The following is a 12,388-nucleotide window of genomic DNA, read 5'->3' as shown; positions in this document are numbered from 1 at the left end:
CCAGTTCAATGACAATACGATTTGGATATTCTTTGGTGTTGTTTGCGTCTTGTGAAAAAGCAATTGTGCTTGATGTTGTACTTGATAAAGGGTCAATCTTGTGATTAGACATGTCGTTAGAAGAAGCCATACAGCACCTATTGATAAAGTTGTTGAATTTGAATATAAGTTGAATTTGAATATAAAATGCAGTTAGTTTAGCACATTTATCAAAGACCGCATGTTTGCTTGCCCAGTAAGTGGCCGTTTTTTGTTGAAAATTTCCATTTCGGTCAGGCTTTTTTCTTTGTTATACTGGCAATCAGTCATGCTGGCGATTATCCATATTAATATTAATCACTTTTCATCATGCCATTAATCGCTAACAGCAATATCCAACATGCCATCAAGGAATACCACCCATGTCCATGAAACCCACCCATAGGCCACTTCATCAATCCAAGCATCACATGCTTGCATCATCTTTATGCGTTGCCTTGACAATCGCCATCATGCCAACCGCTCAAGCCGTCGATACCGACATTGAAATTGAGTTTGTTGCTCCCAAACAAAACAGCCAAGTGGCGTTTGTGCCGTTTGCCAATGATGGGGTGATTTCGCCGATTGTTATCAAAGAATTAAACAGCAGTGAGCTTAACGTTACCAGTCAAAACCTACCACAGATGCCACACAGCAGTACCGATTTATCCGCCACTTTATCACAGTGGCAACAGCTTGGTATTCCTTATCTTGTTGTTGGCAGCACCCACAGTCAAGCAGGCAAACTGGTAATTGAATATGAAGTCATCGATGTGATGAGCGGGCGAGTGCTGGAAGGCAAGCAACGCACCCAAGTCAGCAACAATACCAGCAGTCGAAATTTGGCAGGTTTGGTGGTTGCCGATAAGATTTATTCACTCATCACAGGTAAAGAAAGTGACTTTACTGGTCGTATTGCCTACATTGAAGAGCAAGGCAGTGGCGAAAATAAACTCTCTAAGCTAAAAATCATAGATGCGACTGGTGAAAATGCCCACACACTCACACAAGTCAAGGGGTCAATTTTTTCACCCACATGGTCATCTGATGGCCGCACCCTTGCTTATGCCGTACAACGTCCTAAAGGATTGCCAGTCATTTATGTGCAAAACGCCGATGGTGGTGGTGCAAGGTTGGTTACTCCCTATAAAGGCAATAATTTAAGCCCATCATTTAGCCCAGATGGCAGTCAACTGTTGTTCTCCAGCAGTTTTCAGGGCAATGCTGATATTTATCTGTTGCAATTAGGCACAGGCAGTGTGCAACGCTTGGTAAGTCTACCAAGTAATGAAATCCAGCCAAGCTTTGCCCCTGACGGTCGCTCGTTTGTGTTTGTCTCTGACCAGCTTGGGGTCAACCGCCCACAGATATATCGCTATACATTTGGCAGTGGGCAAATCAGCCGTGTGTCAAAAGTGGGCAACTATGCCACCACACCATCTATCAGCCCAGATGGCAATCATATTGCCTTTTTAAATGGTCGCAGTGTCGCCATCATGAATAGTGGCTCAGGTGCGATGATTGCCAATTTAGGCAACACAGGCATTGACGAAGCCGCCAGCTTCTCACCCAGTGGCAATCGGGTGGTGTTCGCCAGTAAGCAGGGCAATCATGGGGTGATAAACATACGCTCATTGACAGGTGGACAAAGTTTTAGTAAGACTGCCAATGGGGTGATTCGCTCACCTGTCTGGTCAAAATCCGCCAAATAAAATCACCAATCAAACCTTGACTTCCTCCCCGCCCTAAAGTGCGGGGATTCCTGCTCCCAGACGGTCAAGCCCGACCGCAAGCCTAAGATAGTGGCAACCGCCCGTACGACACACCGTACATCTTAGGTTCTTATTTTAAGCTAATCCTACCGTTAGGATTGTCATAGACACGAATTAGCTTAAGTGTGTGTTTGGAAACGTCTTACCAGTTAAGTTACTGCGTACTCGCAATTTAGTCTTAACTTAACTGTGGAATGTAAGACATTGAATATAGTGAGATGAGTATGGCAAAACTTATCGCATTTAACAATTGCCTTATATCCACCGCCTGAAGGCTGTGGTTTTACGGCAACGGAGGATAAAAATAATGCGTTACAAGTGTTCACTAGAATTAATATTTTTAGTAAAATAAGCTCAGTTATTTAAAATCATGACATTGCACGATGATTGATTGATGAATATTTGATAAATGATTGATGATTAAGGAACATCTCCCATGAGCACACACCGTAAACATGATACCGCCAACCAACATGAACATGATTTTACCCACGCTTCTATCAACTGGATACCTGCTGTGATATTGGTCAGCACACCTTTACTGGCACTGATTTTAGTACCTTGGTATCTATGGACACATCAATTTAACGCATCAGTTTGGTGGCTATTTGCCTTTATGATGGCATGGACAGGTTTGAGCATCACCGCAGGCTATCACCGTTTGTTAGCTCACCGTGCTTATACCGCTCACCCCATGGTTAAATATTTTTTGCTTTTGGGAGCAACTTTTGCGGTGCAAAGTTCGGCATTTGACTGGTGTTCTGGACATCGTACACATCACCGCCATGTCGATGATGAACACAAAGACCCCTACTCTGCTCGCCGTGGTTTTTGGTTTAGCCACATTGGTTGGATGTTAAAAAATTACCCCAGCGGACAGTTTGATTATAAAAACATTCCCGACTTACTCAAAGACCCAATATTACAAATTCAGCACAAATACTATGGCATTTGGGTATTACTAACCAACATCGGTATCATGACACTGGTGGGTTGGTTGATTGGTGATATTGCAGGCACATTGATTATTGCAGGCTTGCTACGCTTGGTATTGACGCATCATTTTACTTTTTTTATCAATTCTTTATGCCACATGTTTGGCTCACGCCCTTATACCGACAGTAACACCGCTCGTGATAACTTTGTGTTGGCAATTTTTACCTGGGGGGAAGGTTATCATAACTATCATCACTACTTTCAATACGACTACCGTAATGGCGTTAAATGGTGGCAATACGACCCAACCAAGTGGTTAATTTTGGCACTATCAAAAGTTGGCTTAGCCAATGATTTACGCACCGTTGATGATGCCACCATCAAACATGCTGAAGTTCAGATGCAGTTTACTCGTGCCAATGCTCGTATGGACAAAATCACCAGCATGAATATTAATTTAATGGACTTTGATAACATCAAAACCAAAATTACCAATGAGTATCATGCCTTTAATGCCACGGTCGAAGAATGGCAAGCATTAAAAAAGAAAAGCATTGAAATGAAAAAAAATGAATTCTCAGAACGGTTGCATGAAGTAGATGAAGCACTTAAAGATCAATACAAGCAAATCGAACAAAAAATTTATGCCCACAGTCAGCAGTTAGAAAGTGTGCTTAAACAATTATATCGAGTATCGGTCTGATGCAATTTTGCAACCAATACAATCAGCTAGACCAAAGACTTTATCATCGTCAAGCCCCCAATCCTTTGCCCAATCCAGTCATTGGGCATTTTAATCATCAAGTGGCAGAGCATATTGGCTGGTCTCAAGATGTCAATTTAATGACAAATTGGGTGGACATCATCGCAGGGCAACACATACCAGACGGCTTTGCCCCCCTTGCCATGGCGTATGCTGGGCATCAATTTGGACATTGGGCAGGTCAACTTGGTGATGGACGTGGCTTACTGATGGCTCAAGTCATCGACAATCATGGTAAGCTGACAGACTTACATCTTAAAGGTGTGGGGCGTACCCCTTATTCACGCATGGGTGATGGTCGTGCGGTATTACGCAGTACCATTCGAGAATATCTGGGTGGTCATGCCCTCACTCATTTGGGCATTGCGTCATCAAATGCGTTGGGCTTTGTCAGCTCTGATTTGCCAGTGTATCGTGAGCAGGTTGAGACCGCTGCTGCCTTGATGCGAGTGGCGAATTGTCATATACGGCTTGGGCATCTTGAATGGGTGGCAAGTTATGCCCCTGATTTGTTTGATGGATTTATTGACCATGTCATGCAGACTTATTTTTCTGATTGTCAAGATGCCCCACTGCCTATTTTGGCGATGACCGAGCAAATCATTCGCAAAACTGCCCAACTGATGGCGTATTGGCAAGCTTACGGCTTTATTCATGGGGTAATGAATACCGATAATTTATCTTTAACAGGAGCAACGATAGACTTTGGCCCTTATGCCTTTATGGAACGACTAGACCCCCACTGGATTAGCAACCATTCTGACAGCTTTGGGCGATACACCCATGCCAATCAACCAAGCATGGCTTTGTGGAACTTACAAACCACATTGCCACATTTATTGCGTTACCGTGTGGGCAGTGTGCAAAGTCTGTCTCGAGCTAAGCTGGACATGGCGTTAGGGCAGTTTGAAAAAGAATTCATCACCAAATATCGTCATCTGATGTGTCAGCGTTTGGGTTTGGGTTTAAATCACAGGTTAGAGCAGGATTTGACCAACGCAACCAGCCATGATAATGGCCATAAAAATAACCATGATGAACTGGCACGTGATTTTGTGATGCTGATTCATCAAAACCAGTTGGATTATAATAACAGCTTTCGTGGTCTGTTAGGATTGTTTGATGGGGCAAGCGGTGTCCACCAATTTTTATCACAACAATTTGAAAAACAGTTGAGTGCCACTGCAAAAATCACATGGCAGGCTTGGCGACAGCGTTATCTGACGGCAATAACAGACGAAACAAAAACCATCAATCAACTTAGCAACACAAATCCTTTATACATTGTGCGTAATGGCATGCTAGAACGTGCCATCACACAAGCAAAAGCCCAAGATTTTAGCGAAGTTGACAGACTGTATCATTTGCTTGCCAAACCATTTGATGAGCATGGCTTTGCTTGTGATACCGACCTGTTGGTCTTACCAAAGGGACAAAGACCGGTGGCGTTGAGCTGTTCATCTTAACCTATAGCCAATGGCAACCATATAATGATAGAATGTTTTTATCAGTTTTTAAAAAATACAACTTAACTTATTAACTTAACTTCAACACCTTATAACTTTAATACTTTAACACTTTAACACATTATTTTGTACTCCATTCACACTCACCACATTAACGGATAACAGACAGCTTATGAGCAACACCACCTACACCACCCATGCCGATACCACACAGGCGGTTGACCAACAAAGTTTAGAACAATCCGCCCTACACTATCACCAACACCCAAGGCCTGGTAAAATCTCAGTTACCCCAACCAAACAAATTGCCAACCAACGTGATTTGGCATTGGCATATTCTCCAGGGGTCGCCGTCCCCTGTTTAGAAATCGAAAAAAACCCCAAGATGGCAGCCAAATACACCGCACGTGCCAACCTTGTTGGTGTCATCACCAATGGCACTGCCGTTTTGGGTTTGGGCAACATAGGCGCATTGGCGTCTAAACCTGTCATGGAAGGCAAAGGTGTATTGTTTAAAAAATTTGCTGGCATTGACGTATTCGACATTGAAATTGCTCAAAATGACCCTGATAAATTCATCGAAGCGGTGGCAGCACTTGAACCAACCTTTGGCGGCATCAACCTAGAAGACATCAAAGCCCCAGAATGCTTTAAAATCGAAAAAGAGCTCAGAGAACGCATGAACATTCCTGTGTTCCATGATGACCAACACGGCACATCGATTATCGTAGGTGCTGCCCTACTCAATGCCTTGATACTGACCAACAAACGCATCGAAGACATCACCGTGGTTTGTTCTGGTGCAGGAGCAGCTGCCATTTCATGTCTTGACCTGATGTGTGCATTAGGTGTCAATAAAAATAACATCTATGTTGCCGACTCAAGGGGCATCATCAGCACAGACCGTAACAATCTAGACCCGTCAAAACAACGCTATGCCAGAGCCACAGATGCCAAAACCATTAATGACATCATCGATGGCACAGACATGTTTTTAGGCTTGTCCATGGCAGGCATCTTAACCCAAGATATGGTTAAACGCATGGCAAAAGACCCCATTATCTTTGCCCTAGCTAACCCAAATCCTGAAATCATGCCCGAAGAAGCCCACGCTGCTCGCCCTGATGTCATCATGGCAACAGGTCGCTCTGATTATCCCAACCAAGTTAATAACGCCTTATGCTTCCCTTATATTTTCCGTGGGGCATTGGACGTGGGAGCAACAACAATCAACGAAGAGATGAAAATTGCTTGCGTAAAAGCCATCGCTGCCATGGCTCATGTCGAAGCAACACCAACCAATTATGCCAAAAAAGAGGTCGATAAACTAAAAAGCTTTGGCAAAGAGTATCTGATTCCAGGACCACTTGAACCCAACCTAATTCTTGAAATTGCCCCTGCGGTTGCCAAAGCTGCCATGGATTCAGGCGTGGCAACACTGCCCATCGAAGATTTTAACGCCTATCGGCAAAAGCTGTCTGAATTTGTCTACAACTCAGCTTTAATCATGAAACCTGTGTTTGCTAAAGCAAAAACCGCTCCCAAACGCATTGTCTTTAGCGAAGGTGAAGACATCAATGTGTTGCGTGCCGTACAAGTGGTGGTAGATGAAGGCATTGCCAAGCCAATTTTAGTGGGGCGGCCAGAAGTGATTATTGACCGCATCAATAAGTTGGGCTTACGACTACAAAAAGACCAACATTTAGAAATTGTCAATCCCAACAACGACCCACGCTACAATGACTACTGGCAATTTTATTATAAAAACAATCAACGACGTGGGGTCAGCATTGAGCTTGCTCGCCGTGATGTGCGTCGCAAAACCACCCTTATCGGAGCATTATTGGTAGAAAAAGGCGATGCAGACGGTCTAATTTGTGGGACGTTTGGCCATTATGGACTACATCTGTCTTACATCAAAAATGTCATTGGTAAAAAAGAAGACGTCAATGATTTTTATTCGATGTCAGCGGTATTGATGCAAGACCGCACCATTTTTATTGCTGACCCATACATTCACGAAAATCCCACGGCTGAACAGATTGCTGAGATGAGCATCTTAGCAGCCCAAGAAATGCGACGCTTTGGCATCACACCTCGTGTGGCACTTTTGTCTCACTCTAACTTTGGCACATCAGACAAACAAGATGCTTGTAAGATGCGTAACGCTCATGACATCTTAACACGCATGAATGTGGATTTTGAGTTTGATGGTGAAATGCACGGCGACTCAGCACTTAATGAAGTCTTACGTCAACAAGAATTCCCATTCACTACACTCAAAGGCTCAGCCAATTTACTTATCATGCCATCACTGGATGCTGCCAACATTGCGTTTAACTTACTAAAAGCCGCCACAAACAGTGCCGCCATTGGACCCATCTTACTGGGGGCAAACAAACCTGTGCATATCCTAACACCATCAGCAACCGCTCGTCGTATTGTCAACATGACAGCATTGGCAGTGCATCAAGCACAAACGCAAAATGAACAGGGCTAAGTGCATTGGGTAATTTTAATTGCATCGATTTAACGGCATTCACTTCACCCAACAACAGGAGCATGACTACATTAGATTACATAATTTTGAGATTTGGTTACATTTAAACGGAAAAGTTAACAATTAACTTTGCACATGACCGCTAAAATATGACATAATATTTCAAGGTTAATGAATTTATAGATTTTATGGATGATGCTAGGGGCATGCTAACTGGCATCATCATACATTTCTAATTATCATCAAAACATCACCAACAGTTACTTTTGGTGACTGATTTTTCAACGTTAAGGACTTAATATGAAAGTACTTTCTTATTCTGCCATCGCTGCTGCTGTATTGGCATCTACTTCTTCTATGGCTGCCATACAAGTGGGCGAAAGTGCCACTAATTTTTTCCAAACTGCCACACACCCAGCCGCCATCAGTGCTGAGATTGGCACATTAGGTTATGGTGCTAATATTGCTTGGGGTGTGAATGAATCAACCGAGCTACAAGCAGGTTGGAGTGGTATGGACCTTAAGGGTGATACCAAACTAAACGCCAACGACTCTTGGATTAATTATGATAAAGTTTTGGGTGAAGGCTATGGTGATTTTAAAGGTAAATTAGACTATAAAGTTAAATATAGCAACCCTTACTTAGCCGTACAAATGCGTCCATTCAAAAATTCCTTTACCGTGGGTACAGGGGTAATGGTGCCTAAAAATGAGCTTAATATTAAAGTAACTTCAGAATCTACTGGCACTGACAATTCTATCAGTTTTGATAATAATAAAAATAAATTTACTCTTAGCGATGAAGCTGCCATTGAAGTACGTGCTAAAAATAAAAACCGCCTAGCCCCTTATGCCACTCTTGGTTTCCGTCCTAATATCGGCGATCGTTGGGGTGCATTTGCTGAAGTGGGTGCAGCTTATATGGGTGATTTTAAATCCACTACCAAGGTAACTGGTACCGTCAAACAAACCACAAAAGATGGCCAGAATGTAGCACAAGCTCAAGCAATCGAAAATGCTAAGCAAGAACTTGAAAATAAAATTACAAATAGTGTCAAGACTGATCTTAAGTGGTACCCAATCGCTAAAGTTGGTGTGACTTATCGCTTCTAAGCATTAAGCAACACTTAAAAAATATCGTAAAATACAGCAAAACATAAAAGGTGAGCAAAATTGCTCAGCTTTTATGTTTGTGTTCTTTTTTATTTATTTCATGATGTTGGTTTCAGCAAGATAACCAAATCGTTAAATGGCAAGTCGCTAAATTGCAAATCATTAAGCTGATGGCAATAAAAATGATAACTGCCATACCCTTTGATTTCCAACTTTATGGGCTGCTTACAAACAAGGTGATTTAAACCATCGGATTGACTATTTGCTGATAATATGGCATCTAACACATTTATCTTTAACCCATCTATCAAACTTATTTGCTCAATTTTTATCAAACATTCTTTTATTTGCCATAATAATTTACAACAAGCATCACTTTGATGCTTTGGCAACGTTGTTAGGTAATCACACTCATCTTGGCAAAAAAATCGCTCTGCCACCTTGATGCTAACAGGATTTTTCTCTATGTCTATTCCCACTGGCTCATTAGACACCACAACTGCCACATACGCTTTACTGTGACTAAAAGACACCCATTTACCATCGTCTAATCGATAAGGATAGTTGCTGTCATTGAGTTGTGTGTGAATGTGATAATAAGCCAATAACTTGGTCAGTAATTCTCTGACTGCTTGGCTTTGTATGAATTTTTTATCAGCCTTTTGATGCTTTTTATTTTGATGTTCTTTATGCAGATAAAATTGTGCCTGCCCAAACCAAACCGCATCATGATAAAAGAGATGTTGATTTTTTAACCCAAACAATGCAATTCTCATTAAATTAAAGTAAAATGAATAACATGAAGGACACACCCTCACACATTGCCCCACACATTATTAAAACCCATAATATTAAAACCCATAATCAATGCCATGACTGATGACCAACCTGACTCATATCAATCTGATTCGCATCAGCAAACATTATCCATGTCTGAAAAAGAACAAGCCAAACATAAGTCTGATGATGAGTTTGATGACACGGTACTTAATTTATCTGACTATCTGTCTGCTGTCTCCATGGTGCTTAGCCACACGTTTAATCATAAAGTATGGGTCAAAGCAGAAATCCGCAATCTGTCGTCAAAGTCTGGGCATTACTATTTTGAACTGGCAGAAAAGTCAGATGATGGTAGCGTTGTGGCAAGTTGCCGAGCCACCTTATGGCGTTATCAAGCAAGTGGGGTATTGGACAAATTTCGTCATGCCACAGGGTCAGAGCTGACTGCCAATCTTAGCGTCATGCTCAAAGTGGCTGCCAATTTTCATCGTCTATATGGTTTTTCTTTAAACATAGATGACATTGACCCTAATTATACGTTGGGTGATTTGGCAAGGCAATATACCGCCATGATTGAACGTTTGGACAATGAAAATTTACTACATGCCAATCAAAAAATCCCCAAGCCTTTTGATATTCAACATGTGTTGGTCATCGCTCCCCAAGATGCAGCAGGTTTGGGAGATTTTCGCAAAGAGTCTGATTTATTAGAACAGCATGGCGTATGCCAGTTCCATTATTATCATGCCACCTTTCAAGGCAATCATGCTCCCAAAGAAATCCAAGAAGCCATCACATTGGCATTTAGACAGTTAACTTCTCGACCTGATGTTGTGGTCATCATTCGTGGTGGTGGTTCGGTGGGGGATTTGGCGTATCTTAATGACTATGAGCTTGCGGTATTGGTTGCAAAGTTACCTGTGCCTGTCTGGGTGGGAATCGGTCATGCACGAGACCGAGTCATCTTAGATGATGTGGCACAGCGTCGTTTTGATACCCCATCTAAAGTGATTACTGGCATCATCAACCAGCTACAAACCATCACGAATCAAGCTCAGCAAGCATTCATCAACATACAAACCACTGCTAACCGCTTGACCTCTTTGGCTCATACGCTGAATCACACACAAATGATGCACATCAAATCTGCCAGTATGCAACAAACTGCCATTGCCAAAACCCAATGCGTGTCTTATTTGCAGTTGGTTAAAAGACAGTCACACGTTGCAATCCACCAAGTTCATCAACGGTGTGATGCTCATATCAATCAGGTGAAACAACATGCTTTTTATGACTTAAAATCCACTTCCAACCAAGCTGACCAACAGCTTTTACAGGTCAAACAATCAGCATACTGGCAGTTAGCAACTGCTAAAAAACAAACGCAACACCAACAACAGATGATATTAACACAACACCCTAAGCGAGTGTTAGAGAAAGGCTATGTGCTTATCAAAGACCACCATGGCAAAGCAATCAGTACGGTTAAAAACTTAAATCTCGGTCAGCAGATTCAGTTAGAATTTAAAGATGGGCAAGCAAATGCCACCATCATATCCCCATCATAAAGGTAATCCCATATAAAAAATTCCATTAAAGGAACTCCCATGAAACAAACCACAAGCCCAACTCGTAAACGCAAAAATGGCCCAAAAACCTTCAAAGATGCTTACGATATTTTACAAACCAATGCGACTTTACTACAAACTCAACAAGAACCAGACATCGATAATCTGATGACAATCGTGGAAGAGTCCATCACGGCTTATAAGGTTTGTCAAAATCGGATAGAATCTGTACAACAAGCCTTGGACAGTGCATTTTCCCCAGATGACAACGATAAATAACGATAAATAAAAATGACAGATAACAATAATAGATAACAACAATAAACACATCAACATCTGACAATCAACATGGCCATTCTGCCAGTGTGCTTCTGCCCCATGTGCGTGGCTCTACGGTGTGAATAATAGGCATCATCAGCATAGCCACAAGGTGCTTGGCGGTTGTATAACTGTATGTTAATTTGAGCTTGCCTACCGATTTGCTCGAGTTGCCAAATGGCGAGTGCTTGGATATTCAGCCAAGTCTTTTGGGGTTGAGCATGTGCCTGAGTGATTAGATTAAATAGTTTGTTGTCAGCATTGTGATTTTTTACGATGCTATTATGTGCGTTGTTATGTACATTGTTGTTTGCATGACTTATGTGTTCGCTGGATAAATCGGCATGGTGTGCCAAACTTTGGCTGACAAGCTTGTGAGCTAAGTCAATGCCCACTTCATAGTTTTGTCCACCGATACATGCTCCCATAAATGCCTTTATTGTTAGCCCAGCAGGGTTTGGACAAGAATGGTTAGATGGTTGCTGATTGTTTGTGGCTGATTGTAAGGCTTTGGCTGATTGCAAAACAGTGTTGATGGTTTTTTTAATAATGCCATTTGCCAAGCCCTGCCAGCCTGCATGAATGCAAGCAATCATACCCAAATCAACAAAGTGCAGACAAATCGGCACACAATCAGCGGTCATGATGGCTAATGCCACGCCTTTATTACGGCTAAACAAGGCATCAGCATTGGGAGCTTTGATGGATAACATCTGTTCATCACCATCAATGATGGCATTGCCATGTACCTGATTTAGCCAATGAATTCGGTGAATGACATTATCACCATTGGTGGTGGGCTTATCATTGACATTAATATTGACATTGATACTGACATTGGTGGATTGTTGGCTCAAATTTGCCAATAAATACGCTCGATTTGCCAATACCTTATTGGCATCATCTTGCACATGTAACCCAAGATTAAACGCCCCATATGGTGCGTCATCAGCAATCATCGCATCATTTAAAACAAGTGTATTATCTGTATCTGTGTTGTTTTTTGCAAGGGTCTGCACCACCATGATGTCGTTGTCTTGATGAATGACTCGCCAAGGTTTAAAATCAGGCTTAAAATAAGGTGATGGTTGCATGTTGATGTCTCACGGATTCGTCTTACAGATGACATGATGGAGATTACATGGTGGCAAAGA

9 protein-coding genes are annotated in these 12,388 nt (G+C 42.1%); 7 read left to right on the top strand and 2 right to left on the bottom strand.

The window, feature by feature from the left end:
* Positions 1 to 401 precede the first annotated feature (401 nt).
* The 5 genes from WDM69_RS03740 to WDM69_RS03720 all read left to right on the top strand — a co-directional run bounded on the left by WDM69_RS03740 (position 402) and on the right by WDM69_RS03720 (position 8,568).
* Complete coding sequence (locus WDM69_RS03740; protein ID WP_338755719.1) at positions 402 to 1,730, top strand: translocation protein TolB; 1,329 nt, start codon at positions 402 to 404, stop codon at positions 1,728 to 1,730.
* A 496-nt stretch (positions 1,731 to 2,226) separates the two neighbouring features.
* The gene (locus tag WDM69_RS03735) at positions 2,227 to 3,429 is read left to right on the top strand and encodes an acyl-CoA desaturase (RefSeq protein ID WP_078306290.1); all 1,203 of its coding nucleotides are present in this window, start codon (positions 2,227 to 2,229) and stop codon (positions 3,427 to 3,429) included.
* The gene (locus WDM69_RS03730; protein ID WP_338755718.1) at positions 3,429 to 4,955 is read left to right on the top strand and encodes a protein adenylyltransferase SelO; all 1,527 of its coding nucleotides are present in this window, start codon (positions 3,429 to 3,431) and stop codon (positions 4,953 to 4,955) included. The genes WDM69_RS03735 and WDM69_RS03730 overlap by 1 nt, the downstream gene beginning before the upstream one ends.
* Positions 4,956 to 5,127: 172 nt before the next feature.
* On the top strand, positions 5,128 to 7,455 hold the full coding sequence (locus WDM69_RS03725; protein WP_338755717.1) for an NADP-dependent malic enzyme: 2,328 nt from the start codon (positions 5,128 to 5,130) through the stop codon (positions 7,453 to 7,455).
* 300 nt (positions 7,456 to 7,755) lie between these two features.
* Positions 7,756 to 8,568 (top strand): hypothetical protein, encoded by an 813-nt coding sequence (locus WDM69_RS03720; RefSeq protein ID WP_078306287.1) that lies wholly within the window; start codon positions 7,756 to 7,758, stop codon positions 8,566 to 8,568.
* Positions 8,569 to 8,666: 98 nt separating this feature from the next.
* Here the strand turns inward: WDM69_RS03720 and WDM69_RS03715 are convergent, their stop codons facing one another.
* Positions 8,667 to 9,332 carry a 4'-phosphopantetheinyl transferase family protein gene (locus WDM69_RS03715; protein WP_158077836.1) on the bottom strand — a complete coding sequence of 222 codons (666 nt, stop codon included), beginning with the start codon at positions 9,330 to 9,332 and terminating at the stop codon, positions 8,667 to 8,669.
* Between the two features lie 108 nt (positions 9,333 to 9,440).
* Between WDM69_RS03715 and xseA the strand changes: the two genes are divergently transcribed.
* The gene (xseA, locus tag WDM69_RS03710; RefSeq protein WP_338755716.1) at positions 9,441 to 10,916 is read left to right on the top strand and encodes an exodeoxyribonuclease VII large subunit; all 1,476 of its coding nucleotides are present in this window, start codon (positions 9,441 to 9,443) and stop codon (positions 10,914 to 10,916) included.
* 39 nt (positions 10,917 to 10,955) lie between these two features.
* Complete coding sequence (gene xseB, locus WDM69_RS03705) at positions 10,956 to 11,195, top strand: exodeoxyribonuclease VII small subunit (protein ID WP_078306286.1); 240 nt, start codon at positions 10,956 to 10,958, stop codon at positions 11,193 to 11,195.
* 50 nt (positions 11,196 to 11,245) lie between these two features.
* Here the strand turns inward: xseB and WDM69_RS03700 are convergent, their stop codons facing one another.
* On the bottom strand, positions 11,246 to 12,328 hold the full coding sequence (locus WDM69_RS03700) for a polyphenol oxidase family protein (RefSeq protein ID WP_078306285.1): 1,083 nt from the start codon (positions 12,326 to 12,328) through the stop codon (positions 11,246 to 11,248).
* Positions 12,329 to 12,388 lie beyond the last annotated feature (60 nt).

Origin of the sequence: Lwoffella lincolnii, assembly GCF_037201985.1 — a bacterium.
Lineage (GTDB): Bacteria > Pseudomonadota > Gammaproteobacteria > Pseudomonadales > Moraxellaceae > Psychrobacter > Psychrobacter lincolnii.
This window is presented reverse-complemented; position numbering and strand designations above follow the sequence as displayed.

Coding starts and splice junctions, on each gene's coding strand:
- xseB (WP_078306286.1), top strand. CDS start 10,956: ATGAAACAAACCACAAGCCCAACTCGTAAACGCAAAAATGGCCCAAAA.
- WDM69_RS03700 (WP_078306285.1), bottom strand. CDS start 12,328: ATGCAACCATCACCTTATTTTAAGCCTGATTTTAAACCTTGGCGAGTC.
- WDM69_RS03735 (WP_078306290.1), top strand. CDS start 2,227: ATGAGCACACACCGTAAACATGATACCGCCAACCAACATGAACATGAT.
- WDM69_RS03720 (WP_078306287.1), top strand. CDS start 7,756: ATGAAAGTACTTTCTTATTCTGCCATCGCTGCTGCTGTATTGGCATCT.
- WDM69_RS03725 (WP_338755717.1), top strand. CDS start 5,128: ATGAGCAACACCACCTACACCACCCATGCCGATACCACACAGGCGGTT.
- WDM69_RS03730 (WP_338755718.1), top strand. CDS start 3,429: ATGCAATTTTGCAACCAATACAATCAGCTAGACCAAAGACTTTATCAT.
- xseA (WP_338755716.1), top strand. CDS start 9,441: ATGACTGATGACCAACCTGACTCATATCAATCTGATTCGCATCAGCAA.
- WDM69_RS03740 (WP_338755719.1), top strand. CDS start 402: ATGTCCATGAAACCCACCCATAGGCCACTTCATCAATCCAAGCATCAC.